Annotated in this window: 22 protein-coding genes and 1 pseudogene; 18 read left to right on the top strand and 5 right to left on the bottom strand. The window is 59.0% G+C overall.

What is annotated here, in order from left to right; all coding sequences use genetic code 11:
- The first annotated feature begins 27 nt into the window (after nucleotides 1-27).
- Nucleotides 28-1,161, top strand: a complete 1,134-nt coding sequence (locus C4J88_RS18155; RefSeq protein WP_124370322.1) for an IS4 family transposase — start codon at nucleotides 28-30, stop codon at nucleotides 1,159-1,161.
- 290 nt (nucleotides 1,162-1,451) lie between these two features.
- On the opposite strand, the gene gudD is transcribed toward C4J88_RS18155, so the two are convergent.
- Both gudD and C4J88_RS18145 read right to left on the bottom strand, forming a co-directional pair.
- Nucleotides 1,452-2,777 (bottom strand): glucarate dehydratase, encoded by a 1,326-nt coding sequence (gudD, locus tag C4J88_RS18150; protein ID WP_124367737.1) that lies wholly within the window; start codon nucleotides 2,775-2,777, stop codon nucleotides 1,452-1,454.
- An 18-nt stretch (nucleotides 2,778-2,795) separates the two neighbouring features.
- The gene (locus tag C4J88_RS18145; RefSeq protein WP_124407757.1) at nucleotides 2,796-4,157 is read right to left on the bottom strand and encodes an MFS transporter; all 1,362 of its coding nucleotides are present in this window, start codon (nucleotides 4,155-4,157) and stop codon (nucleotides 2,796-2,798) included.
- 337 nt (nucleotides 4,158-4,494) lie between these two features.
- Between C4J88_RS18145 and C4J88_RS18140 the strand changes: the two genes are divergently transcribed.
- The 8 genes and pseudogenes from C4J88_RS18140 (at nucleotide 4,495) to C4J88_RS18105 (ending at nucleotide 15,515) form a co-directional block, all read left to right on the top strand.
- Nucleotides 4,495-5,205 (top strand): FadR/GntR family transcriptional regulator, encoded by a 711-nt coding sequence (locus tag C4J88_RS18140; RefSeq protein WP_124407756.1) that lies wholly within the window; start codon nucleotides 4,495-4,497, stop codon nucleotides 5,203-5,205.
- Nucleotides 5,206-5,218: 13 nt separating this feature from the next.
- A complete protein-coding gene (locus C4J88_RS18135; protein WP_124407755.1) occupies nucleotides 5,219-5,914 on the top strand; it encodes a tRNA (adenine(22)-N(1))-methyltransferase TrmK in 696 nt (231 codons plus the stop codon).
- Between the two features lie 240 nt (nucleotides 5,915-6,154).
- Entirely contained in the window at nucleotides 6,155-8,212 is a 2,058-nt protein-coding gene (locus C4J88_RS18130; RefSeq protein ID WP_124407754.1) for a methyl-accepting chemotaxis protein, read from the top strand.
- Between the two features lie 68 nt (nucleotides 8,213-8,280).
- The gene (locus C4J88_RS18125) at nucleotides 8,281-8,907 is read left to right on the top strand and encodes a glutathione S-transferase family protein (protein ID WP_124367732.1); all 627 of its coding nucleotides are present in this window, start codon (nucleotides 8,281-8,283) and stop codon (nucleotides 8,905-8,907) included.
- 84 nt (nucleotides 8,908-8,991) lie between these two features.
- Nucleotides 8,992-10,724: pseudogene (locus C4J88_RS18120) on the top strand (OPT family oligopeptide transporter).
- 160 nt (nucleotides 10,725-10,884) lie between these two features.
- Nucleotides 10,885-11,286: a hypothetical protein gene (locus tag C4J88_RS18115; protein ID WP_124407753.1), complete on the top strand. Its 402-nt coding sequence runs from the start codon at nucleotides 10,885-10,887 to the stop codon at nucleotides 11,284-11,286.
- A 44-nt stretch (nucleotides 11,287-11,330) separates the two neighbouring features.
- Nucleotides 11,331-13,928, top strand: a complete 2,598-nt coding sequence (locus C4J88_RS18110) for a hypothetical protein (protein ID WP_124407752.1) — start codon at nucleotides 11,331-11,333, stop codon at nucleotides 13,926-13,928.
- A gap of 180 nt (nucleotides 13,929-14,108) precedes the next feature.
- Nucleotides 14,109-15,515 (top strand): amino acid permease, encoded by a 1,407-nt coding sequence (locus C4J88_RS18105; protein WP_124407751.1) that lies wholly within the window; start codon nucleotides 14,109-14,111, stop codon nucleotides 15,513-15,515.
- A 79-nt stretch (nucleotides 15,516-15,594) separates the two neighbouring features.
- Here C4J88_RS18105 and C4J88_RS18100 read toward each other — a convergent pair whose 3' ends face one another.
- Complete coding sequence (locus C4J88_RS18100; RefSeq protein ID WP_124407750.1) at nucleotides 15,595-17,361, bottom strand: S8/S53 family peptidase; 1,767 nt, start codon at nucleotides 17,359-17,361, stop codon at nucleotides 15,595-15,597.
- Between the two features lie 133 nt (nucleotides 17,362-17,494).
- Between C4J88_RS18100 and C4J88_RS18095 the strand changes: the two genes are divergently transcribed.
- From C4J88_RS18095 to C4J88_RS18070, 6 genes are all read left to right on the top strand, one after another.
- On the top strand, nucleotides 17,495-18,949 hold the full coding sequence (locus C4J88_RS18095; RefSeq protein WP_124407749.1) for an MFS transporter: 1,455 nt from the start codon (nucleotides 17,495-17,497) through the stop codon (nucleotides 18,947-18,949).
- A gap of 135 nt (nucleotides 18,950-19,084) precedes the next feature.
- The gene (locus tag C4J88_RS18090; RefSeq protein WP_124407748.1) at nucleotides 19,085-19,813 is read left to right on the top strand and encodes a hypothetical protein; all 729 of its coding nucleotides are present in this window, start codon (nucleotides 19,085-19,087) and stop codon (nucleotides 19,811-19,813) included.
- 131 nt (nucleotides 19,814-19,944) lie between these two features.
- Entirely contained in the window at nucleotides 19,945-20,853 is a 909-nt protein-coding gene (locus C4J88_RS18085) for a hypothetical protein (protein ID WP_124407747.1), read from the top strand.
- A gap of 121 nt (nucleotides 20,854-20,974) precedes the next feature.
- Nucleotides 20,975-21,436, top strand: a complete 462-nt coding sequence (locus tag C4J88_RS18080; RefSeq protein WP_124407746.1) for a hypothetical protein — start codon at nucleotides 20,975-20,977, stop codon at nucleotides 21,434-21,436.
- Nucleotides 21,437-21,640: 204 nt separating this feature from the next.
- Complete coding sequence (locus tag C4J88_RS18075) at nucleotides 21,641-22,225, top strand: hypothetical protein (RefSeq protein ID WP_124407745.1); 585 nt, start codon at nucleotides 21,641-21,643, stop codon at nucleotides 22,223-22,225.
- A gap of 116 nt (nucleotides 22,226-22,341) precedes the next feature.
- Nucleotides 22,342-22,575, top strand: a complete 234-nt coding sequence (locus C4J88_RS18070; RefSeq protein ID WP_124367724.1) for a hypothetical protein — start codon at nucleotides 22,342-22,344, stop codon at nucleotides 22,573-22,575.
- A gap of 61 nt (nucleotides 22,576-22,636) precedes the next feature.
- On the opposite strand, the gene C4J88_RS18065 is transcribed toward C4J88_RS18070, so the two are convergent.
- Entirely contained in the window at nucleotides 22,637-23,446 is an 810-nt protein-coding gene (locus C4J88_RS18065) for a hypothetical protein (protein WP_256659048.1), read from the bottom strand.
- A gap of 403 nt (nucleotides 23,447-23,849) precedes the next feature.
- Between C4J88_RS18065 and C4J88_RS18060 the strand changes: the two genes are divergently transcribed.
- The 3 genes from C4J88_RS18060 (at nucleotide 23,850) to C4J88_RS18050 (ending at nucleotide 25,896) form a co-directional block, all read left to right on the top strand.
- Nucleotides 23,850-24,521: an aspartate/glutamate racemase family protein gene (locus C4J88_RS18060; RefSeq protein ID WP_124407744.1), complete on the top strand. Its 672-nt coding sequence runs from the start codon at nucleotides 23,850-23,852 to the stop codon at nucleotides 24,519-24,521.
- A gap of 24 nt (nucleotides 24,522-24,545) precedes the next feature.
- On the top strand, nucleotides 24,546-25,001 hold the full coding sequence (locus C4J88_RS18055; protein WP_124407743.1) for a thiol-disulfide oxidoreductase DCC family protein: 456 nt from the start codon (nucleotides 24,546-24,548) through the stop codon (nucleotides 24,999-25,001).
- A 529-nt stretch (nucleotides 25,002-25,530) separates the two neighbouring features.
- Nucleotides 25,531-25,896: a hypothetical protein gene (locus C4J88_RS18050; protein WP_124407742.1), complete on the top strand. Its 366-nt coding sequence runs from the start codon at nucleotides 25,531-25,533 to the stop codon at nucleotides 25,894-25,896.
- Here C4J88_RS18050 and C4J88_RS18045 read toward each other — a convergent pair.
- The gene (locus tag C4J88_RS18045) at nucleotides 25,890-26,189 is read right to left on the bottom strand and encodes a hypothetical protein (RefSeq protein ID WP_124407741.1); all 300 of its coding nucleotides are present in this window, start codon (nucleotides 26,187-26,189) and stop codon (nucleotides 25,890-25,892) included. The genes C4J88_RS18050 and C4J88_RS18045 overlap by 7 nt on opposite strands.
- Nucleotides 26,190-26,237 lie beyond the last annotated feature (48 nt).

Raw genomic sequence — 26,237 nt, 5'->3', positions numbered from 1 at the left:
AGTCTGACTCTTTAGGATGCGAGAGCAGTGACAATAGACCCAACACAAAAACTGAATGAAGACTGGCCCAAGCTCCTGGCACTACTACCGCCTGGATGGGAAGCCAAGGCAAAAGAGCTGGGGGCCCTGAAGTTCGGTCGCCGATTCAGCGGGCCAGAGAGTCTATTGCGCACGTTATTGATGTACATGAGCGCCGATTGCTCGATGGTCGAAACGGTAGAGCGAGCGCGTACAGGGAAATTGCTGGAGTTATCAGACGTGGGCCTTCTCAAGAGGGTCAACAAATCGGGGGCCTGGCTAGGTTGGATCACAGAGCAGTTGATCCAACAATCGCCGGTCGCGGCCATGCAATGCCCGGCGCTGCTGGGGAGACGGATACTGGCTGCTGATGGCAGTGTCGTAATGGAGCCTGGCGCGGTCACCTCAACATGGCGGCTGCATTACACGATGGATATCAGCACGTTGCGTTGCTGTGAAGTGCAAGTGACACCGTCCAAAACAGGCGAATCGTTGACTCGGTTTTCGGTGCAGCAGGGCGATGTTTTCATCGCGGATCGAGGGTTTGCCAACCGGCGTGGAGTCAATCATGTACTCAATGCAGGCGGTGACATCCTGGTACGAATGAACCTGAGCAGCCTGCCGCTTAGCGATGAGCAAGGGTCGCCTTTTGAGCAACTGGCGCGACTACGGACCTTGCAGCCAGGGCAAACGGGCGAGTGGGCAGCTGTGATGAAAGGTTCAAAGGGGGATATTGCAGTACGTGTGTGCGCCTATCGAAAAACCGACGAGCAGCGATCGCAAAGCGAGTGCAAGCTCAAGAGAGTCGGGCAAAAAAAGCAGAAGCAATTGAAACCTGAAACGATGGAAGCGGCCGGTTACGTGGTGCTGGTAACAACCTTGGACTGCCTGGATACGCAGGAGGTTTTGGCTCTCTATCGGCACCGTTGGCAGGTGGAGTTGGCGTTCAAGCGGATGAAGTCATTGCTGGGGTTATCCCACCTCAGAAAGAAAAATCCGGAAGGCGCAAAAGCATGGTTGCAAGGGAAATTATTAGTGGCTTGCCTGATTGAGCGGTTAATCGCAGCGGGCGAGCATTTTTCCCCTATCGAGGGAGACGAGACAGAAAAAGGAAGTGCCGCCACTCCGTTGTCACTGGCGTGAGATGGCCTTTATTTACTGGCTACTTTGCAGCGCGATCAATCCCCACTTGTCGTTGTTTACGTGTATCGAGAAGTGGGGAGATATCAGCCAGGCACTGCGTGAATCCCCGCGAAAACGAGGACGCCAGCAGGACGAGTTGTGGGGAGGGAGGTTTGGTTAGCGCATATGGGGCTTGCCCCCGATTGCGATGTGCCAGTCAGCCATTTTTTAACTGATAGACCGCTATCGGGGGCAAGCCCCCTCCCACATTGGATTTGTGCTGTATCAGCTAAAGATCAGGGCTCCACGCCTCACCGCATCAGGCAAGGTCGCTTGTTGTTGAAGCTCCAACCTGGAATCAGGTACTGCATCGCCACGCTGTCGTCCCGCGCGCCCAGCCCCATGCCTTTGTATAACTCATGGGCCTTGGCCACGGCATCCATGTCGATATCCACCCCGAGGCCTGCCTTGGCCGGCACTTTTACGTAGCCGCCTTCAATCTGCAGGGGCGCCTTGGTCAGGCGCTGGCCGTCCTGCCAGATCCAGTGGGTGTCGATGGCAGTGATCTCGCCGGGTGCGGCGGCGGCCACCTGGGTGAACATGGCCAGGGAAATATCGAAATGGTTGTTGGAGTGCGAGCCCCAGGTCAGGCCCCACTCGTTGCACAGTTGTGCTACCCGCACCGAGCCCTGCATCGTCCAGAAGTGCGGGTCGGCGAGGGGAATGTCCACCGATTGCAGCTGGATCGCATGGCCCATTTCACGCCAGTCGGTGGCGATCATGTTGGTGGCGGTTTTCAGGCCCGTGGCGCGGCGGAATTCGGCCATGACTTCGCGGCCCGAGTAACCGTTTTCCGCACCGCAGGGGTCTTCGGCATAGGCGAGTACGTGATGCTGGTCACGGCACAGGCGGATCGCTTCCTTGAGTGACCAGGCGCCGTTCGGGTCGAGGGTGATGCGCGCATCGGGGAAGCGTTCGGCCAGGGCCGTAACGGCTTCGATTTCCGCATCGCCACTCAGCACGCCGCCCTTGAGCTTGAAGTCGTTGAAGCCGTATTTGGCTTTGGCGGCTTCGGCCAGGCGTACCACGGCATCGGCGGTCAGGGCTTTCTCGTGGCGCAGGCGGAACCAGTCGTCGTCGGCGTCGGCCTCGTTGCGATAGGCCAGGTCCGTTGCGCTGCGGTCACCGACGTAGAACAGATAACCGAGCATTTTCACCGCATCGCGTTGCTGGCCCTCTCCGAGCAGGGCCGCTACCGGTACTTCGAGGAATTGCCCGAGCAAGTCGAGCAGGGCGGCCTCCATCGCGGTAACGGCGTGAATGGTGATACGCAGATCAAAGGTTTGCAGCCCACGACCGGCCGCGTCCCGTGAGGCAAAGGTGGTGCGCATTTGATTGAGGATGCGCTGGTACTGCCCGATGGGCTGGCCGATCACCAGGCCGCGCGCGTCTTCCAGGGTTTCGCGGATGCGCTCGCCACCGGGCACTTCGCCTACGCCGGTGTTGCCGCCACTGTCCTTGAGAATGACGATATTGCGGGTGAAATAAGGGCCGTGGGCGCCGCTGAGGTTCAGCAGCATGCTGTCGTGGCCGGCGACCGGGATGACTTGGAAATGGGTGACAACAGGCGTGTTCATGGCAAAGTCCTTATACGCTCAAATAGATTTGCTGACGGCGGCACCGGTGGGCGCAACGCTGGGCGACATCAAGCCGGCAGACGGTGACGTCTTGGCGAAAAACACCAGGATGGCCGCGAGCACAGAGGTGCCAGCCAGGCCGTAAAGCCCGCCCTGGATCGAGCCGGTGGTTTGTTCCAGGAAGCCGAAGGTGGTCGGTGCGACAAAGCCACCCAGGTTGCCGATGGAGTTGATCAGCGCGATCACCGCGGCGGCGATGCGCACGTCGAGGTAGCCCTGTGGGATCGGCCAGAACAGCGAAGAAGCGGATTTGAAACCGATGGCCGCAAAGCAGATGGCCACGAAGGCGAAGATCGGCCCGCCCGTGGTGGACATGAACATCCCGGCTGCCGCGATCAACAAGGCTGCCGCGACCCAGGCCTGCTGGAATTTGAATTTGCCCGACAGCGATGCGAAGGCGTACATGGCGATGATCGAGATCAGCCAGGGAATCGAGTTGAAGAACCCGACCTGCACATCGCTCAGGTCACCCATTTTCTTGATGATGCTCGGCAGCCAGAACGTCGCCGCATAGATCGTCAGTTGGATGCAGAAATACAAGGCGCAGAACAGCATGATCTGGCGGTCCTTGAGCAGTTTGCCGATGGTCGGTTTGACCGTGGTCAGGGCTTCGCGATCGCGCTGTTCCTGATCGATGGCGCCCACCAGTGCGTCCTGTTCTTCGCGGCTCAGCCACTTGGCGTCATGGGGCTTGGAGTCCAGCCAGAACCAGACGAAGAAGCCCAGTGCCACCGAGGCCAGGCCTTCGATGGCGAACATCCATTGCCAGCCGTGAAAGCCCAAGCCTTCGATCTGCAACAGCGCACCCGACAGCGGACCGGAGATCAGTGAAGCAACCGCCGAACCACTGAGGAAAATCGCAATGGCTTTACCGCGCTCCACGCCTGGCAACCAGCGGGTGAAGTAGTAGATCACGCCGGGGAAGAAGCCCGCTTCAGCCACGCCCAGCAAAAAGCGCAGGATGTAGAAGTGGGTTTCGTTCTGGATGAACGCCATCATCGTGGCGACGATGCCCCAGGTGAACATGATGCGGGTCAGCCAGATGCGCGCGCCGACTTTTTGCAGCAGCATGTTCGACGGCACTTCGAAGATCGCGTAGCCGATGAAGAACAGCCCGGCACCGAAGCCATAGGCCGCCGCGCCGATGCCCAGGTCGTGCTCCATGTGCGTGCGCACGAAGCCGATATTGACCCGGTCGATGTAGTTGAGAATGAACATGATCACGAACAGTGGGAGCACATGGCCCTTCACTTTGCTCACGGCGCGAGCGAGCACCGAATCAGTTTCTGGTGTGGCAGATGCATGGCTTGAATTGTTCACAATTCAAAACTCCCCCTGATTTGTTTTTATGCGGGTTTGCGTGTCTTGTTACCAGACATCATACAAGTTGTTTTTTGAAAATCGCAATGCATCGGGATCTGTATTTATTCTTATAAGAGCGGAGAGCGAGCTTTCTTTTGGTTATTTATCAGGTTTTTAATGGGTTTTAGAAGCCTTGTAGCCGCCGGTACCCCCGGCAAAAAATCCCCGATACAGAAATGGTACTGAAGTGTTTCAGGTTGGTTGTCATACAAGTTAATCATTTCACGAATCAACCCAACGCCGCGCCTGAACCCAGTGTTAAGCTCCCACCAGCCCAACCCTGTGGACCCTCGCAATGCCCATTGAAAACGCCCCCGCTGTGCGCAAACGCTCCACCAACCTGGCCCAGGGCGTGGTCGACGCACTGACCCAGCGCATCCTGCTCGGGCAGCTCAAACCCGGTGAAAAACTGCCGTCCGAATCCACCATCGTGCTTGAGCACGGGGTCAGCCGTACGGTGGTGCGCGAAGCCATCTCCAAGCTGCAAGCCTCTGGCCTGGTGGAGACGCGCCATGGCATCGGCACCTTCGTACTGGCGCAACAGCCCCAGCAAGGCTTGCGCCTGCATGTGGACACGGTCGCCAGCGTGCGCAACATGCTGGAGCTGCGCCTGGGCCTGGAAGTGCAAGCCGTGGCGCTGGCCGCGCTGCGCCGTACCGACGAGCAACTGGCGCACATGCGTCAGGCGCTGGACGACTACCAGGCTTCGCTCGCCAACAACGACAGCTGCGTGGAAGAAGACAAGCGCTTTCACCAACTGATCGCCGAGGCCACCGGCAACACGTTTTTCAGCGAAATCATGCAGCACCTGGGCACTGCGATGATCCCCCGCACCCTGGTGCTGGGCGCCGAGCGCGGCGGCGCGGATTTTGCCAAGCTGGGGCAACTAGCGAACCTGGAGCATGAGGCGATCTTCAATGCGCTCAAGCGCCAGGATCCGGATGCCGCGCGGGCGGCGATGGTGCTGCATTTGACCAATAGCCGGGATCGATTTTCCGGCGAATAACAAGGAATCCCTGTTGAACGAACACACATTGTCCATGCGCCTGGAGCGCGTGGCGGCATGGGTGCCGGTTGGCGCGCGCCTGGCTGATATCGGCTCGGACCATGCTTACCTGCCGGTGGCGCTGATGCGTCGTGGTGTGATTGCCGGGGCCGTGGCGGGAGAGGTCGCGGCCACGCCCTTTCACGCGGCCCAGCGCACCGTGCGCGCCAACGACCTGGAGCAATGCATCCGCGTACGCCGGGCCGATGGTCTGGCAGCCATCGAGCCGGACGACGCCATCACCGCCGTCAGCCTGTGCGGCATGGGCGGCGAGACGATCCGCGACATCCTCGACAGCGGTAAAGCGCGGTTGAGCGGCCAGGAACGTCTGATCCTGCAACCCAACGGCGGCGAGCAACCGTTGCGCCACTGGTTGATGGACAACGGCTACCGAATCCTGCACGAGGAGCTGCTGCAGGAGAACCGCTTCTACTACGAAATCATCATCGCCGAACGTAGCGGGCCGGTGAGCTACACCGATGAGCAGCTGTACTTCGGACCGCTGCACCTGCAGGCGCGCACCCCGATGTTCGTGGCGAAATGGCAGCGCCTGCTGCGCGAGAAGCACAAGACGCTTGGCGGTTTCGAGAAGGCCAGGCAGTCGGTGCCGCAAGCAAAACGGCAAGAAATTGCCCAGCAAATCCAATGGATTACCCATGTGCTGGGCTGAATGCCGCCGCGTACAGCGTAGCGCCCCCGAAACTTTTGTCCCCGGCGGTTACAGAGCGTGCCCGCCACTGAGTGCTTTTGCCCCATTTTCGCGCACCGCCGGCCGGTTTCGCGGTGCCATCACGCCTATCGCCAAGGTTTCAACCTGCGGCCCATATCTTGCTAATCAATGACATGGCATTTTGCCGTTAGTTATTTCACACGCTGTGAAGCTTGAGTTTGTTCAGGGGAGTTGCAGGGCATGCAAAGACTTTTATCACCGGGTATCCGCCTGCTTGGGCGGTTCGGTTTCGCGCGCAAGTTCCAGGTGCTGTTCTTCCTGTTCATGCTGCCGCTGGCCGGGAGCCTGTGGATGATCGGCCAGGATTACCGCGACAAACTCGCGGTGATCTCCAGCGAACAGTCCGGTGTGCGCCAACTGTTGGCGCTGGACTCGCTCGATGTGCAACTGACCGCCCAACGCAACCTGGCCGCCCGCTGGAAAGCCCTGGATATTCTGCATACGCCAACCCCTGCCGCCCAGGCCGCGATGGACAAGGTCGACGCTGGCAGCCCAGTGATCCAAAAAGGCCTGCAAACCCTGGGCGACGCGCTCAGAACCCATAACGCCAGCGCCGATACCCTGGCGCGCTTCGACACCTTGCAGGCCGCGGTCAAGGGCATGGACACCCAGGCCCTGCGCACCGTCGGCTGGTGGCCGGATGGCTATGACCGCTTCACCGCCGCCCTGACTGCGATGCAATCGCTGCGCGAACAGATCACCCTGGACGCCGGCCTGATTCTCGATCCGTGGCTGGAAACCTACCTGCTGATGCAGATTTCCAGCCAGCACACCCCGGACCTGATCGAGCGCATCGGGCGCACGGCCAGCGTCGGCCAATCCTCGATTGCCTCGGGCCAGTTCACCCTGCAAAGCCGCTTGCAGATGCGCGACCTGCGCGGCCGCATCGGTGATGCGCGCGACCAGTTGGTCAAGGCGGCCGGCGCGCTCAAAGCCCGGCAATACCCAGGCCTGGAGCCTTGGACGGTGCAATACGAAACCAGCCTGCAACGCCTGGACAGCGAGCTGAAGACCCTGGACGACGGCGTCTTCGGCGGCACCATCAAGCTCGACACCGCCGCGTTCGACCAAAGCGTTGACGCCATGCTCGCGGCCTTGGGCGCGTTGCGCAGCCAGTCGCTGCATTCGCTCGACGCGCGCTTGAGTTACTACCGTGAGCGCTCGCTGCAGCACTTCATCCCCGTGGCGGCCACGTTCAGCCTGCTGGCGCTGGCGGCGTTGTACCTGTTCGTCTGCCTGCAAGCGTCGATCCGCCGCAGCGCCAGCGGCATCACGACGCTGGCCGAGTCCTTGCGTGACGGCAACCTGCGCGTCGAAGTGGCGGTGGAGGGGCGCGACGAACTGGCCGCCATCAGCACGGCGCTCAACGTCGCCGTGGTGCAACTGCGCGCCAGCCTGCTCGGGGTCAATCATGAAACCCAGCAGCTGGGCGCCACCGTGCTCACTCTCAACGCGCAATCGGGCAGCACCCTCACCGAAGTCGAAGACCAGCAACACCAGATCAGCCAGATCGCTGCGGCCGCCACCCAGTTGGCCGCCACCTCCCTGGGGGTCGCCAAAAGCTGCGAGCAGGCTGCCGACAGCGCCCAGCAGACTCGGCGTATTGCCGAGGACAGCAGCCGCGACAGCCAGCGCACCACGGCCAGCATCCAGCAACTCAATCAGCGTCTGACCGACACCGCCAATGCCTTGGAACAAGTCAGCCAGCAGGGCCAGCAGATTCAATCGGTGGTCGACACCATTCGCGGGATCGCCGAGCAGACCAACCTGCTGGCCCTCAATGCCGCCATCGAAGCCGCCCGCGCCGGCGAGCAAGGCCGCGGATTCGCCGTGGTCGCCGATGAGGTGCGCAGCCTGTCGCAACGCACCCAGGCGTCCACCGCGCAGATCGCCAGCACCGTGGACAGCTTGCGCGCCACGGTCAGCCAGGCCGTCAGCCTGATGGGCGCCGCCTGCAACCAGGCGCTCAGTGACGCCGAATCCGTCACCGGCCTGGGCACGCGCCTCGGCGAAATCGCCGGTGCCGTACAGAACGTCACCGATACCCTGGCGCAAATCGCCGCCGCCGTGGAAGAACAGGCAACGACGGCCGACGAGGTGAGCGGCAATATCCAGCAGGTGGACCAGGCGGCCGGGCGCTTGCTCGACGGCGCACGGGCAGTCAATCAGGCCGCCGACAGCCTGAGCAAGGGCAGCCGGGCGTTGAGTGCTAACACGGCGCGGTTTCGATTGGACTGAGCGCCCATTCAGGGCACTCTGCCGCCGTCGTGTAGTCTTCTCCTTAACCCTAACGGAGCTGCCCCCCTATGATTACTGTTCACCACCTCAACAATTCGCGCTCCCAGCGCATCCTCTGGTTGCTCGAAGAGCTGGGCCTGCCCTACGAGATCAAGCGCTACCAGCGCGACCCGAAAACCAACCTCGCGCCTCCCGAGCTCAAGGCCATTCACCCGCTGGGCAAATCCCCGGTGATCGAGGACGGTTCCCGGGTACTGATTGAATCGGCCGCGATCATCGACTACCTGATCCGCCGCCACGGCAACGGTCAATTTCAACCCGATCCGGCCAGCGCCAGCTACGACCAATACGTGCAGTGGCTGCATTTCGCCGAGGGCTCGGCCATGCTGCCGTTGATGCTCAACCTCTACGTCGGGCGCCTGGGTGAAGCCGGCGCACCGCTGCATCCGCGCATTGAATCAGAGCTGGCCAACTACCTCGGCTACCTGAATGACGTGCTCGGGCAAACCCCGTATCTGGTGGGTGACGAGCTGACCGGTGCGGACATCCAGATGAGCTTTATCGGCGAGATTGCCAAGGCGCAGGGCAAGTTGCAGGCGTACCCGAACCTGGCGGCATGGGTAGACAAGCTCCAGCAACGACCGGCTTATCGCAAGGCGGTGGAGCAGGGCGGTGAGTATGCGTTCGCCAAATAGAGGCGCATGAAGGACCGCTGAACCTTTGCGCCAGGCAGCGCTCACTTAACCAGTGGCGCTGTCTTCTGGTCGAAAGGAATCTGCATGCATCCCATCTCGTCAACCCACCCCGTAGAACGCGAACTCAGCCTGCGGGCAGTCATCACCGGGATCCTGCTCGGTATCCTGCTGACCCCGTCCAATGTGTACGCGGGACTGAAGATTGGCTGGTCGTTCAACATGTCGATCATCGCGTTGCTGATTGGCTATGCGGTCTGGCAGGGCCTGGCCAAACGCTCTGCTGCGACGGTGCCGTGGACGCTGCACGAAAGCAATATCAACCAGACCGTCGCTTCGGCCGCCGCGTCGATCATTTCCGGCGGGCTGGTGGCGCCCATCCCGGCTTACACCTTGCTCACGGGCAACCAGCTGGAGGCAATCCCGATGATCGCCTGGGTGTTTTCGGTGAGCTTCCTGGGGATCTGGATCGCGTGGTACCTGCGGCCCTCATTGCTCAATGACAAGGCGCTGAAGTTTCCCGAAGGCATGGCCACCCTGGAGACCTTGCTGCACATCTACAACCACGGGCGCGAAGCCGCGACACGCTTGAAAGTGCTGCTCAGCGCCGCCGTGTTGTCGGGGCTGGTCAAGGGGTGGATACCTTCCTGTGGGCGCTGCCGCGCTGGTCGCCGACCGCACAGCTTGAGCGCCTGACGTTTAGCGCAGACCCTTCGCTGCTGTTACTGGGGTTCGGCGGCATCATCGGCATTCGCGTCGGCCTGACCTTGCTGCTCGGCGCCGTGCTGGCCTGGGGCGGGCTGGGGCCATGGCTGTTGGCGCAAGGACTGGTGAACATTGCGGCGGGTAGCAGCGGCCCACAATTTGCCGCGCTGGTGGAATGGCTGCTGTGGCCAGGGGTGAGCCTGATGGTGTGTTCCACCCTGGCGTCGTTGGCGATTCGGTTGTGGGCGCTGCATCGCTCCACCCGGGCGGGCGGCGGCACGCCGTGGACGCTGCCCAAGCCGGGCCCCGCCGCCGGCTTCATCCTGGCGATCGGCTTGGTGGTGAGCCTGCAGGCGCTGTTGTTCGGTATCAACCTGTGGATGGCGCTGTTGACCATTCCCCTGGCAATCTGCCTGGCTGCCGTGGCGGCGCGGGTGGTGGGGGCCACTGGTATACCGCCGATTGGCGCAATCGGGCAGCTGTCCCAACTGAGCTTCGGCATCGCCGCGCCGGGGCAGGTGCCGATCAACCTGATGAGCGCCAACACGGCCGGCGGTTCTGCCGGGCAATGCACGGACTTGATGAACGACTTCAAGGTGGGCAAGGCGATTGGCGCCACGCCACACAAGCAGGTTATCGCGCAAATCCTGGGGATTTTCGTCGGCAGCATCGTCGGCGTATTCGCCTACCTGGCACTGATCCCCGACCCCCAGAGCATGCTGCTCACCGAGCAATGGCCGGCCCCGGCCGTGGCCACCTGGAAAGCCGTGGCGCAAACCCTGACCCACGGGCTGGACTCACTGTCGCCGAGCATTCGCTGGGCGATTGCCATCGCGGCCTTGATCGGTGCAGTGCTGGGTGTGCTCGACAGCATGTTGCCTGTCGATCGTGCCCGCTATCTGCCCAGCGCGGCGGCATTGGGACTGGCGTTTGTATTGCCGGCCTCCGTGTCGCTGATGATGGCGTTGGGGGCGGTGGTGACCTGGGTGATCAGCTGCCGTTGGCCAAGCCTTACCGAGCGTTTTGCGATTACCGCAGCGGCCGGGCTTATCGCCGGCGAGAGCATCACCGGCGTGGGGGCTTCCTTGTGGCAGATGATGATGCAGGCGGGTTAACGCACGAACGGTGCGTGAGTTGCCAGGTGGAACTGTTTGTGGAAGTTCGCCACTCATAGTCCGCCCCTCTTACATGCATTGAAAGGGGGCATCTGGATAATTCAGGAAGGTCGGTTGTAACCGCTTGAGGCACAGTGGCTGACGCTTGAGGGCATAGGCTGTGAATTCTGATATATCGAAAACACTACGCAAGACTTTATTGGGTTTTGGCGTGCCCCAAGAACAAATAGGGCACTTTGATCGTCACTCGTCGATCGTACTTAACTTTAAAACTATCAGCCCGATCATGCTGACTGCTGATCATCACAGGGTGTGGATGTGGAGTGAGTTAAATACCTTGAACGGCGCCACGCTGAATACTCATGCGGAAAAACTGCTGCTTGCACTGCAATACCCATTGCCATCGGTAGTTACGGGCCAGGCCGTGTTGGGGAAAGGTCTACGTGGTTACGAAGTCAAGGCTTTGCTGGATGATATGTGTAGTAGTTCAGCCACACATCTGCAGGGGGCGTTGGATGGGTTTTTCAGGCTGATGATATCGCTGCACGGCATGTTCAAGTAAGCATCGTCCGACGTTAGTCATCTTATCCAATGGGAGTGAACACTGTGCCGATTAACAATACTACCGTTTTAAGAGCGTCGGCCGAGCTAGCGTCTGACCCTGACAGCAGGAACTTGAAGAATGTCGAGTTTGTGAAGAACTTTGATTACCTGAAAAACAAGCCAATTGAATTGCAGTCGAACGCAGTGCCCACAGTCACGCTCAACGCTGAGGGGCAGGCGCGCCCGGTCAGTTTTCTCTACGGCGACGCGCAGCCCGCGCAAATCAGAAATGGCGCCATTTATAACGCCGTTATCACCAGTGATATCGTTGAAAAATACTCTCAGGACCGTATCTTGCCGGGCAAGGCGTTAATCAAGGATGGTGCGCTGAGCCTGGGGTTGAACAGGTTCAGGATGGCGGGGCCGACTGAAACCCAAACTCAGAAAATTCTCACTCGACTGCGCGGTATCCACGATCCTGATCAGCGTAAAGCAGAGCTGGTCAAGCTGGTCGCCAACGGCTCAGCGCAAGCTGCTGACGGTGCGATGAAGCTGAAAATGGTCAACGACCCGGTACGGCGTGCATTCGAAAGCTACTATGCCAAACATGCGTTGCAGGATTACTTCCGCTCGCCGGACATTTATAAAGCCTTCTGCGCTATCTCAAACAACCAAGTGAATTACATCAAGGACAACTATGTCAGCGCACCGTTGTTCGAGAAATATGAGGCCGCTTGGAAAAATCAAAGTTTCGACACCCGCATCGTCGGTTTGGATCAGCTTCAGGGTTTCTACACGCGTGCCGAGAAAACCTTGGAAACCTTGAGTATTTCACCCGAGGCCAGAGCGGCCTTGTTTGATATCTACAAACACCGATATTTGAGCTACGCGCTGAAAAATGAACCGGATGCCGAGGCAAAACTCCCGGCAGGTCATTGGGACGGTGTGTTTGATCCCATCAGGGCACCGGGCAAAGGCCGTATAGAACTCAATGCCCGAGAAGGCAACCTGTTCAGGCAGGCAGACAGTTACAACGTCGGTATTTTGCGAAACATCGACGCGGCGCCCAGGGATTTGCGCCTGAACGAACCTTTTAATATTACGTATGAAAATGACTACAAGAACCAGTTGTTAGCCAGCGCCAGCACCCGTTGCCCCGACAGGCTTGAGATGCAGGATCCTGAACATCCTGATGCATCTCAACCCGGTTCTTATATGAAGACGCTTTTTGAAAAAGGCACAGGGACTTACGTCAACGGGCCGTCGGGTTCAATCGTGATTGAACAGGGGGCGGTACGTGCTTGCAAAGCGGTGCATGCCGATACACACCCTGACGACCTTGAAACCTATTTGGCCATCCAGGCCTTGCTGTTCATTTACGTGGATGGCGGGCACTCGATGGATGAAATTTCATACGCGCTGACGCATCCGAAGGTCCAGAATAAATTGCTTGAGGATTTTTCGGGTAGACCCGGGTTCGAGCATATTGGCGATAAGCTTTTCATGAATTATCACGCCCTGGAAAATGCCGCGAAAGACGCCGCTGCCTTTAATGATGTGCTTAAGGCCAAGGACGCCGCTCACCTGCAAATCACCCATGGCGACCCTGCGCGGCAGGCTTCCCGGGCGACCACCAAAGAGTTGGCCTTCGCACAGACCGTCGCGGCGAGAAACGTGCTTTACAAGCCCAGTGACATTTTGACCGGAGAGCTTGCGGCGGCAGCCAAGGTGTTGCATCGCGTGGTCTCGAACCTGAGCGCAGAACATCAGAAAATGATGGGTGCTCATTTGTTGGGGGAAGGACGGCTGCTGGCTGGAAAAACGACGGATGACTTGCTTGCAGCATTGGCGCGAGCCGCAGGCGCGCAGGCGGCGACGGGCAGCGTGGCTGCGAGCGCCACCGATAGAGCGGTGGTTATCGCACTGATGGGCGATATCGGCGGGTTTTACACCACGCCCGGCAATGCAGACGAGGGGCTGATGACAGCCCTCAACCATCTGCTCAAAGCCCAGGGGCTGGAGGTGCCGGATACTGTCGCCATCCAGCGCATGCGTGAGCAAGGCGGCTCTGCGGTTGTCGGCCCGGATAAACGCGCTGAACGAAAGGTCCGTTCGTTCAATTCGCCGGCCGACATGCCTTTTCGAGCAGGCGTACATAACAGCGGGCTGGACGCGGATAAGGCACTCAATGTCCCCGCATCTGAACGTATTCCTGACAATCGCTGGGCGGTTTTTGACATTGGGACGGCCCGCGTCAAAGAAACGACCGAGCCGCTTGTCGGGCATATGTCAGCGTCGCCGGCCGAGATTTTACAGGCTTGGGACATGCTGCGCGGCGTAAGCGCACACGATCAATACGTGGGTGCGCTGCCCGATGGTCCGCGCGCTCAAGACGGTGGAACCATCATGCCTATGTCGGTCTTGGCGCCGGCCGAGCAGGACCAGCGCTATGCGCGTGCGGCAGGGGCGGGTGCATTTTTGGTCGGCTTGGGTTATCACAGCGCGGTCGAAGTGCTGGAAGGAACATTGGTTTATACCGGGCAAAGCATCAGAGCCGAAGGCACACTGGATCCTTCCCAGCGTGATTCCGCTGATGTCTTCGGGCATGGGGCGGCAACTGACCTCATGAGCGAGCTATTCAAGTCCGGTACAGCAGCGTGATGGGCTGTCGGGCAATCATGCGTCCCCATTGATTGCCCGGTGCGCATGCTATGCCCTCAAACGTTGCAGTCGATTGGCCGATGTCGAGATCAGACACGATGATGCCGCGCTCAGGCTACTTTGGCGTTGTCCTGCGCACTTAAGGTGAGGGGTATTGGTCGCCCGAGAACCACAAAAACAATGAATAGTCTCAACTCCAACGATTCCAACGCTCAGCTGGCGCAGGGTTTCAAGCCGCGCCACGTCACCATGTTGTCCATCGCAGGCATCATCGGCGCGGGGTTGTTTGTCGGTTCCGGGCATGCCATCGCGGCGGCGGGGCCAGCGGTGTTGCTGGCTTATCTGTGCTCCGGCCTGCTGGTGGTGCTGGTGATGCGCATGCTCGGGGAGATGGCGGTGGCGCGCCCCGACACCGGCTCGTTTTCCACCTATGCCGACCAGGCCATTGGCCGTTGGGCAGGCTTCACCATTGGCTGGTTGTATTGGTGGTTCTGGGTGTTGGTGATTCCGATCGAGGCGCTGGCTGCCGGGCATGTGCTCAATCAGTGGTTTCCTCAGGTCGATGCATGGTTGTTTGCGTTGTTGTCGATCATTTTGCTGGTGATCACCAACCTGTTCAGCGTTGCCAAATATGGCGAGTTCGAGTTCTGGTTCGCGATGGCCAAGATCATCGCCATCGTCGGTTTCATCGGCCTGGGGTTCAGCGTGCTGATGGGCTGGATTCCGGATCGTGAAGCCAGCGGCTTGAGCCGCTTGATGCAAGAGCACGGCGGCTTTGCACCCAATGGCCTGTCGGCCGTGGTAGGGGCGTTCATCACCATCATGTTCAGTTTCATCGGTACCGAGGCGGTGACCATCGCCGCTGCCGAATCGAACAACCCGGCGCAAAACATCGCCAAGGCGACCCGCTCGGTGATCTGGCGCATCGGCGTGTTTTACCTGTTGTCGATCTCGATCGTTATTTCCGTGGTGCCCTGGAACGATCCCCTGCTGGCATCCGTGGGCTCTTACCAGCGCGCGCTGGAACTGATGAACATCCCCAACGCCAAGTTCATGGTCGACCTGGTGGTATTGATCGCCGTGGCCAGTTGCATGAACTCCTCGATCTACATCTCCTCGCGCATGCTGTTCTCCCTGGGTAAACGCGGCGATGCGCCACGCGCCCTCAAACGCACTTCAGCGGCGGGCGTGCCCAGGGCGGCGGTGATTGCCAGCACCATCCTGGGTGCGGGGGTGACGCTGCTGAGTTACTTCATGCCCGCTGGCCTGTTCCAGTTTCTGCTGGCCAGTTCCGGTGCCATCGCGTTGCTGGTGTATCTGGTCATCGCCATCTCGCAACTGCGCATGCGTCGGCTGCTGCTCAAGCAGAACGTCGAGCTGACCTTTCGCATGTGGCTGTTTCCCTGGCTGACTTATCTGGTCATCGTGTTCATCTGCGCGGCGCTGGCCGTGATGATGGTGACGCCGGAACACCGCACCGAAGTGTCCTCGACGATTGGCCTGGCCCTGGTGATCTCCTTTATCGGCCTGGTCACTTCGCGTCAGCAGGGACAGGCGGTCAAACCGGTGGCGCTGGAGCATTCCTGATCATCTGTGCGCAGTAGGTGGGACGCGGAGCGTCCCAGGAGGCATTCCCACGCAGAGCGTGGGAACGATCAGGTGCGGTTCAGCGCACCCGCGTCCGACTTTGCACCGCCAGGTCCAGCGCCTTCTGCATATCCAACCGAGCCGAGCGCCCGACGTCCTTGTCGTTGAGCTGGTAGTTGCGCTCCGACGGAAGGATCGGCGCGGTGAGGTCCTGGGCGTCGCTGCGTTCGAAGTCGTGGTTCTCGCCGATCGCCATGGCGCTGCGGCGCAACAGCATGCGCAGCTGTTCGGGTTGCAGCTGCGGGTTGATCGACAGCATCGCCGCCAGCAAGCCCGCGACCATCGGCGTGGCGTAGGAGGTGCCGCAATGCACGGCGCCTTCCTGGCCGGCGTCGGGCGTGGACGCGTGGGCGCAGGCGGCAGCAGTGATGTCGACGCGCATGTCCACGTTCGAGGAGCTGCGTGTAAGGGCATAGGCTGGGTCATCGACGGCGACGCCGCCACGCACGTTACGCTGGTGTCCGCCCACCACCAGCAACTGCTCGGTGATGAAGGAGGAGGGCAGGCGGTACTCGTCGCTGCCAGAGAATGCCGAACCGTTACCGGCGGAGTTCACCACGATTACATCGGGGTGTTCCTTGCGCAGCCACAGGAAGAACTCTTCGAGCAGCTCTTCGTAGCCACTCATGGCAATTCCCGAGCGCACCAGCGAGTCGACGTCATTGCCATTGACGTCCTTGGTTCCGACCCGATGAATGCCCCAGCTCCAGTTGAGCACGCGCACCCCGTCCTCCACGAGGTTGACCGAGGCGGCGATGTTGGCCGTGATGCCGGCATCGGAGTTGCGTTCGACAATCACGTCAAAGCCACCGCTGGCCTTGTCCAGCCCACGTAAAAAACCGGTGTTGCCGCCGTTGTCCCAGCCTGCCGCGAGAATACCGGCGACGGTGGTGCCATGGCCGCTCGCCGCACCCGTATCGCGGGCGTAGACGCAGGTGCGCCTGGGGGCGCAGGCGCCGAGGTAGTCAGCGAAATCTGCGGTGTCGAAATCCACGCCGCGCTCGATCAGGCCGATGCGCACCAGTTGCGGCGTGATAGGTGTGTGTTGGCCCGGGATGCGCCGCTGATAATAGGCCACCGCATCGAGAAAGCGGTTGGCGGCCCATTCATCGGAGTCGGGCGACGGCTTCTTCGGTTTTTCGTGGCGCGTGGCGGCGTGCTCGGTTTCTTCGGCGGCGGATTCTTCGATCACCACCGCATCCACGCTGGTCTCGCTGCCCAGGCGCAGTACCAAGGCGTCGCGCTGCAGCAGGTCGGTGGCCGGCAGGCGCAGTTGAAAGAGGTTCAGTGGCGCGATGCTGCCGACCACGCTCGCGCCGTATTTGCGGGCGAGGCGCTCGGCTTCCTGGCGGCCATCATGGTCTTCCTCGATCAGCACGCTGACCAGGTCGACATAGGTGGTCAGGCCGTCCATGTTCTTCGCCACTTCGCTGGGCCCGGCGGCGGCGACATGGCTATTGCGCAGGGTCAGCCAGGCCGCGTTGCTGGCGCGCGGGCCGTCTTCGAGCCACAGCGGGCCGCTCTGGTAGTGCGTGCTGTCCAGGCGCAGGCGCAACTGGTCGCCGTCACGTTGGAGGGCTTGCGCCGGCAGCGCCTTGCCCGCCAGTTTCACCTGCGGCGTTGCTTCACCCAGCCCGTGCGCACTCAGGCACCAATCCTGCTCCCGGCTTTGCAGCAGGTCGCCGCAGCGTTTCAGGTTTTCCAGTCGCAGCGGCTCCTGGGCCATGGCCGCCGTGCTGGCGGCCAGGGTGAGCAGCATCGCGAGGGCAGCATTATTCAGAGGCATCAGTGGGTTCCTTGCCGGGGCCTGATACTGCGACTCCACCCACCCGCCGTTCGTTCAGCGCGACCACGTTGAACTCCCTCGCCACAGCCTCACTCCTAACTGGACGAGGCAGTGCACATGGACGGATGTGACAATGACCCAGCCACACTCAAACACCCCTGGCACGCTGTTCGAGACCGACCTGCCCGCGCGCCTGGACCGCTTGCCCTGGGGCCGTTTCCACACCTTGCTGGTGTTCGCCCTCGGGATCACCTGGTTGCTCGACGGCCTGGAAGTGACCTTGGCCGGCTCGGTGTCCGGCGCGCTGAAAAGCAGCACCGGCCTGAACTTCAGCAACCTCGACATTGGCCTTGCCGGTGGCGTCTACATCGCCGGTGCCGTGCTGGGTGCGCTGCTGTTCGGCTGGCTCACCGACCGTCTGGGGCGACGCAAACTGTTCTTCATCACCCTGTGGCTCTACGTGGGCGCCACCGCAGCCACGGCGTTCTCCTTCAACCTGGAAACCTTCCTGCTGTTCCGCTTCCTGACCGGCATGGGCATCGGCGGTGAATACACCGCAATCAACTCGACCATCCAGGAATTCACCCCGGCGCGCTATCGCGGCTGGGTCGACCTGACCATCAACGGCACCTTCTGGCTGGGCGCAGCCCTGGGGGCCGGTGGCGCCATCGTGTTGCTCGACCCGCAGGTTGTGGGTGGCGACCTCGGCTGGCGCCTGTGCTTCGGCATCGGTGCCGCGCTGGGCCTGATCATCCTGGTGATGCGCCTGTGGCTGCCGGAAAGCCCGCGCTGGTTGCTGATTCACGGCCAGCACGACGAAGCGCGGCGCATCGTCGAAGGCATCGAAGCGCGCCTGCGCGAACAAGGCCACGCACTGGCGCCGGTGAGCGGCCCAGCGTTGCGGCTGCACGCGCGCGACCACACACCGCTGGCGGAGATTTTCCACACCCTGTTCGTCAGCTTTCGCCGTCGCGCCCTGGTCGGCATGACACTGCTCACCGCCCAGGCCTTCTTCTACAACGCGATCTTCTTCACCTACGCGCTGGTGCTCACCGACTTCTACGACGTGCCCGCCGAGCGCGTCGGCTGGTACGTCTTGCCGCTCGCCCTCGGCAACTTCTGCGGGCCGCTGCTGCTGGGGCGGTTGTTTGACGTGGTCGGCCGGCGCGTGATGATCAGCTTCACCTACGCCACCTCCGGCGTGTTGCTGGCGCTCAGTGGCTACGCGTTCCAGCAAGGCTGGTTCGACGTGACCCAGCAAGCCGTTGCGTGGATGGTGATCTTCTTCTTCGCCTCGGCAGCGGCGAGTTCGGCGTACCTGACCGTGGCCGAGACCTTTCCGCTGGAAATACGCGCGCTGGCGATTGCGGTGTTCTATGCGTTCGGCACCGGGCTGGGCGGGATCATCGGGCCGACCTTGTTTGGGCAATTGATACAGACGCAACAGCGCGGGAGTTTGTTTGTGGGGTATTTGATCGGGGCAGCGTTGATGTGTGCGGCTGCCCTGGTGCAGGCAGTTTGGGGTGTGGCGGCGGAGCGCAAGGCGTTGGAGCAGGTGGCGCGACCGTTGTCGCAGGCGGCTGATTGAAGGCAGGCAGGTGGGCGCGCCCAGGCCGTTGGTGCTCGAGGTTCAACGACGGTTGTTTACGTCCCCAGCGGGCCTAAAGATCAAGCCTTTCACGTCGATAACCTCCATGAACCCGCCGATCATGGACCGATTGAAATGACACTCTCCGTCAGCGCTGCCCCTATAGCCCCTGCCAATATCCGACTTGCGCCTTCCGAGCAGAAACTGACGCCCCAGGCACTGCCGGAGGCGGCCAAGCAACCTTTGGCAGATGCCGGGCCGGCTGCGGTCTATCATCCCAGCGAAGCCGCCCAAACCGCGAGCGAGCCACCGCAGGTGACCGACGTGTGGGTCGGGCGCTCCGAATCGCCGGAGTTTCCTCGCTTCGTCGACCGCTTCCATAGTGCCCAGGCGGTGCTCAAAGGCGCCTTCACCGCGTTCGCATCCACCCTAAAGAGCACCGCCCCCGACCTGGCCAGAACCGATTATGGTTTTACCGTCGAAGCCGATGGCCGCCTGAAAGTCATCGACAAGGCCGGTCAACTGAGCGACGCGAATATCAAGCGGCTCACCGAACTGCTCAATGGCTCCGTTGATTTGAAAGCGGCCGCCGTGACCTTCCGCAACGCCGCCATCGACATGACAGACGCCGGCTCGCCCTGGTCCGGCAGCGGCATGGGCTACTACAGCCTGACCAACGAAAATTTCGCCAAGACCATTGATCTGGCGCCGTTGTTCAGAACCTATGACCCCTCGGATGTGAAGGGTGGCAGGGAACGGTTTTTTATCATTCAACTGACCTACAAAGGTGAGCGGGCCACGGCAGAGACGGAGCGGGCGATGTATGCGCGGCGTGCGGGGCAAGGGTTGAATATTGACGCCTAAGCTCGTTTCTATTCTAGATATTGAAAGCGTTAGCAGAACACTGCGGTTTCAAAGGTAATAGATTTTATGATGTGATTTTACGATAGTGTCGATGTGGTATACCTCTCACGATGCAACGTCTCGGACAGTAAATGATTGAAAAAGTAGGACACATTAAAAACCCTCTTACGGTAATTGCGGTGTTCGCGGCAATTGCAGAGGTAAGTGGTGCCGTCGTTTTGCCAATGGTTAAAGAATCCGTGCAGGAAACCTATGTTTGGTTTTTGATGGGGTTTCCATGCTTCTTGGTTTTTTTGTTTTTCATGACGCTATGGTGGCGTCATCATGTGCTATATGCACCATCCGACTTTAAGGAGGATGAGAGCTTTATGACCGCTCATTTTAGAGGCGGGAAGCAACTCTCTTATATAGAACTTCCAGTGGACTCTACGGCCACGGCTGATCTTTGTTCAGCGATGTGTAGAAAAAGCGAAATGACTAATGAGTTGCGATGTGACGTTAAAGTTGGCGATGAAAAAGTCGAAGCGGACGTCATAGCATCAGAAGAGATGACGCCCGTCGAGCCACACCCTGACGAGATAGCGATTTACCCAAAAATGGATGAGACGCTCGACAGTAAGATGGTTCGTATTCTTGCTAAACAACGAGTCGTGCGGCAGTTAGCCCATTCACTGAATGGGGAGTTCAAGGAGAAGGTTGTTTCTAAGCAGCTTCCTAATATAACGTTTGATGCGGTTATTGAGACGCCCTCAAGAATTTCTGTAGTCGGATTTGTTGAGTTTAAAGAAAATCGGTCTGATTTTATTAATGAAATAGAGCTTAGCCTGACCCAGGCGAATATCTTTTGGAACACGTTAGGCGAAATCGACAAGGCGAGATTTGTTTATCATTTGGCGATGATGTGCGGTCCCAATGACAGTCCAATAAAAAACCAGTCTGTTCTCGAGCTGGTTAAGGGGCGACTGAAGCTTCCATTTAAAACCGAGGTGAGTTTATATGAATACAGTAAAGGGCATCTCAATGCTTATCATATCAGTTAATGGATGGTTCGCGCGTTACTAGTCGCCTTGGTGTAGGGTCGGTAGGAAGCCAGATTGACGTTAAAACTATCGCTACGTGAAGCTGGAATATTTACCTAATCAGTTTAGGAATGAAGTAAGCATGACTGACACTCGTGAAAGCTCATCTTATCTTGCTGATGCACGGTTGGGTGAGGTTATCGCATTGATCCAGGTCCTTGCCTATGATCGAAATACGAGTCGAAGCGAAGAGGGACTCAGAGTTGAGCTCAAAGCGAAGCCCGAGTCATCTGCGTCTTGGATCGAACTGGGTAAAAGTCATCCAGAACTTTTTCGCGTGCGTGAGGAGCTTGGTAAAACAAGCCGCGTTTCTTTGGTGTCCCGCTACGTTTCGCCTCATATTACTGAGAACGGTAAAAAAATCCGGGCTCCTTTGGATGTGTCTATAGTCAATAAACTGATTGAGGTTGCAATAGAAATTCATGACCGACAAAAGATACGGTCGGAAAGATGGCTTGCTGTTGTGCCAATCGTCGTTGCAATCATCATAGCGGGAGCGACCGTGGCAGCTGCTATTTTCAGAAGCGGCACCAATGTCGTATGATTTCGATAATAACGCTGATTGTTGTTGTTTTAATAAGTAGAAAAGAGCGGCGCGTCAAGGGGTTTAGCTGAATTTAAATTGCAATGACCGCTGAGCGCTGTGTGAGACTCGTTTGAATAGTCTGTGGGGCAGAGGCGATGTACTGATTTAAGCGGGACGACTATGAATGGTTGCGATTTTCTAAAGTTGACTTAAGGTATGTTCATGGTAAGTGTAATTTGCATCGTAGTCGTTGTTTTTGGTGTTTTTGTAGTGCGTAAGCTATGCGCTGAGAAATATGATCATGTGTCAACGATTTCAACGTTATTGACTTTTTTGGTTGCCGTGGCGGCGGCAGGTGTCGCCTATAATCAGCTGAACGAATCAAGGGTTGCAGCTGCGAAGTCAATATACAGGGAGTATTTGAGTACTGCGTTGTCCCATCCAGACTTTTCGGCTGCCTCTTATCCGTTTAATGCCCCTAAATTTAATAGTTTCAAGGCCGGCGGAGATCTTGAACAGTACGAAAACTATGTGGCTTATTTGATTTTCTCGGCGGAGGAGGTTCTAGAGGTTGATGAATTAAAGGAGCAGCGTGGCTGGTGTGAAACTATTCGTGATCAGTTTAAGTATCATGCGCTCTACTTGAACAGCTCCATGGCCAATGCGATGCAATACGCCAGCGTTGTCGATAAGTTGATTGGGGAAGGTATCAAAATGTACCTGCTTGAAAAAGAAATTCATGATTCAAATGGAAATCCTGCGGCCGAGATGATGCTTGAGAATTTTCGAAGTGAGTGCCAGCCGTGACGCTTCGTTAGCGCATTAAGGGCCAAAGGCAGCGCCTTTCTTCGCCAACCGGTTTACCATGCTCCCCTCCGGCAGTGGTTACACGCGCTACCGACCTCATCCTTTAAGGTACCGCCATGTCCATCGACCAAATCTCCCTGCCCAAAGGCGTCGGCCCCGTTGCTGCCAAACTCCTCGACGCCATCACTGGCGCTGCCACCCACGAAGAACTCAACCGCGCCGGCGGCAAAGCCGAGGGTTTTGTGTTGGGCCTGGAGTCTAGCAAGGCTATCAAGAGCCAAATCGCCGAGTCGCTGTATGTGGCTTACGATGATGCGGCGAGCAATCGGGCCAGTGAGTTGAAGGGCTGAGGGTAAGTCGGTCCTGATGCCAGTTGTGTTTTCGCCAGCAGGGCCCGGTTCAAGGCAACGCTCACTTTGCTTGCCAATCCTTACAGTCCACGGCCAGCTCGGTGAGGGCGATCATGCGCTCGTAGCGCACGATCATGAATTGCACATAGCAGCACAATACGAAGAAAAAAGTATTTGTCGCTGCTATCGCCAATAACCATTCCGTATGCGCAGTAATGCCGACGCTGGCCAGCATAGTGTCTAGGCTTGAAAGGGCTACGGCGAGCGCCAGCAAACCCGGGAGAATACCGACCTTCTCCAGCGCGCCCGTCACCATGTGCGTGCGTCTTTCCAGGCTGTCGCGTTCGCTTTTAAGTTCCAGCGCACCGAGCTTCAGCGTCTCGCGCGAGAGGGCTGCCAGTTCCGGTAAGTAACGTGCCTCCACTTGCATAAGGGTTTTGACGTTCCACTCCAGCAGATTGGCGAACGGCGCGGTGAAGATCTTTATCAGCGAGTGGCGGTAGAGCAAAACCCCCAGCAGTGGGTAGAAAAACATCGCCAGGTAAGATATCGCGATCAACCCCCAACTTACGTTGTACAGCCAGTAGGCTTGAGTCCACTTGCCAATGATGGTCAGCGGTATCGACAGAATCGACGGACCGACCAGGGCGAACCAGAAGTAACCTCTGTCGAGCCGAGCGTCCTTGCCAGCCTGACTTTGCTTGCGGTTGCTGCGCACTGTTTGTTTATAGGTTCGCTCGATCTCGGCGTTGATCTGCAGGTACTTTTCGATTTCGGCGGTCATTGGCTGCTCTAAGATCTCAGTAAAAATCATAATAAAACGCCCATTTCCCAGTCTGGGCGAGGCGGTGTTGATTGGGTGGCGGTCCATGGGGATTCCGATCCAGCCGTATGCTGCGCCCAAGCTAGCATAGGTATCTACACAACTTCGGCGTGGCCCTGAACCTGTTACGGCCCAGGAGCCGAAGCCTCTCTAACTGATACCCCGCGACCTAAGTGTGGGAGGGGCGGTGCGACGATTCGACTTGCCCCCGATGGCGGCCTGACAGCGGCGCATGGATATCCTGCTGCCCCACCAATGCTTGAACTCAGGTGAGACGTGCTCCAGTTGTGCGATTGTGACGCGGGCGTACACTCGTGATGCCCTCAACCTTCGTTTTACGGAATTCAAGTGATGTCGCTCACTCACGCTATCGCGGCCCAAGAAATTGTAGGATTTCTTGGACAATACCCGTGAGAACCACTGACCTTTTGTGTTACCGAGAGCCTGAGCCATGCGGATTACCTGCCTTCATACCGCCCAGAGCAATATTGCGGTGTTTGACGCTGCCGCGAAAACACTGGGTATCGGCCCGGATGTTCTGCACCACGAAGTCCGGGCCGACCTGCTGGCGGCGGCCGAACACGCTGGCAAACTGACCGCTGACATAGCCCATGAAACGAGCCTGGCGCTTGCTTCACTTGCCCAGCACTGCGACGCCGTTGTGCTCACGTGTTCGACGCTCGGCCCAGCGATTGAAACTTTCAGTGCACACGCCCAGGTGCCGATTTTGAGAGCGGACGAAGCCCTGGCATTGGCGGCCGTTCATGGCGGCGGGAAGGTTGTGGTGTTGTGCGCAGTCAACACCACCCTCGACCCCACCTCCCGTCTGTTTTCCCAAGCTGCGCAGCACACCACGGCATCGGTCGAGGTGCAGTGGGTGCCTGGTGCCTGGGCGATGTTCAAGGCTGGCGACATCGACGGTTACCTAGCCACCATCGCGCAGGCTGCTGACCGCGCCTATGCGGCAGGCGCATCGATTGTGGCGTTGGGGCAAGCATCCATGAGCGGCGCAGCTTCGTTGGTGACAGCGGGCCCAGCGCCACTGACCCCTGCAGTAAAGGGGCTACAAGCTGCACTGGACGCGGTACTGAATAGTGCCAGACGCGGGTATGATCCGGGATAACCCGGCCCGATTGGACCCATGCTTATGCCCGCCTCCCGAACTCGCCCCTCAACCGCGCCTTTCCTCAAACCAGGCGAGACCGTGGTGCTCTTCGATGGCGTGTGCAAGCTGTGCAATGGCTGGGCTCGGTTCCTGATTCGTCATGATCGTCAACGGCGCGTGCGATTGGCGGCTGTACAGTCGCCAGAGGGCCAGGCGCTGCTCGCCTGGGCGGGGCTGCCGTTGGATCAGTTCGATACCATGGCGGTAATTCGTGACCGGCATTACTGGGTGCGCTCAGATGCGGTTTTCGAAATCATTGCCCAACTGCCTGCCGGCTGGCGCCCACTGGGGCTGTTGCGTGGCATCCCACGTCCAATTCGGGATTGGGCCTACGATCGCATTGCTTTAAACCGCTATCGACTCTTCGGAAAATATGACACCTGCCTGTTGCCCGACCCCGATCATGAACAACGTTTTTTGAAGGGGAGCGCCTGCTAAACCTACAGTTTTGGTGGCCGCCGCAGTTTCTGCGGCGGACTTTTCAAGTTGAACCCAGGGTGCGCTAGTTAACGACCTTGCAGGGTTTGGTTGACGAAATGTAAGCCGCGCAGGTTTGAGGCACTTGGGCGCGCAATGCCTCCCTCGCATTATTCTTGGCAGTTGTGCAGGCGGCATGATCGGTGCCAGGCGCGGTTCCCGTCGCGCTGGCCCCTCGGTTTGCAGGTGGGCATGGCATTGGAGCATTCGCTGCAACTGTTGCGGTGCCGATACTCTGACCGCGCGCCGCCGCTTCAGCTTTTGGTGTGTCGGCTGCGTAAGTACTGGTGGAGATTATTCCGGCCAACACCAATGCAGTTGCCATGATATTGAGTGACTTCAACATGTTCGATCCCTCGATTAGTTAAGCGATGGGTACTGTTTACTGTCCCTATGAGCTGCTGTTTTGCCTGATAGAGACTAGATCGCATAAAGCCACTCTGTGATATTTATTATTGGTTCATCTTTCGCTTTCCCACCGGAGCCCGCAATGCCCTCCACCAAACGCGACAGCGCAGGTATCGAACGTCGTCTGGTTGCCGCCCTGACCGAAGCCTGTGAAACCGCCAAGGCTGAAATCTCTGGCTTTGAATGGCTGACCCACGAAGTGAACTACGCCGCTTTCCCCCAAAGCCTGCGAGTGATCTGGGTATTCGATACCCGAACAAGCAAGGAGCAAGCCCTGGCCAAGGGAGAAGACCAGCGAATGCGTGAACTGACAGGCACCGCGCTGAGCGATGCCGGTGTGGATCTGCCGTTACTGCACCGCTGCGTAGGATTCGATTGCGAGGAGGAATGCCGTCTCGAACATGGTGGGAATTGGCGTCTGAGGCTGGCCAAGCGGGGCAACTATTGATGAGTGTCCACATCCTCAGCCGGATAGAACTCGCCGTTCTTCCCCATTTTTTCCAGCCGTTGGCGCGCGATCGACTCAACGCTGGCGACTTCACCTTGATCGTCAGCGTTGACCAACTGCAAGCACAGACGCCGGACATTCTGATCGTGGGTGCCCTCGCTGAGCATTTCATGGGTGAAGACTTGCTCACCCCGCCATAGACATAGCGGGGTATGAGCCCCGCCGAGCCATATCTCGTTGATCGATCGAAGGTCAGTGGTAGCCAGTTGATCCAGGGTGATTGTCTTGTCCATTGCGCTGTACCTTAACGATGGGTAGAGACGGGTAGACTTATCGGCGCA

It is taken from the genome of Pseudomonas sp. R4-39-08 (assembly GCF_003852275.1).
Taxonomy (GTDB): Bacteria; Pseudomonadota; Gammaproteobacteria; order Pseudomonadales; family Pseudomonadaceae; genus Aquipseudomonas.
The sequence above is the reverse complement of the archived record's forward strand: the minus strand, read 5'-3'. Positions and strand labels throughout refer to the sequence as shown.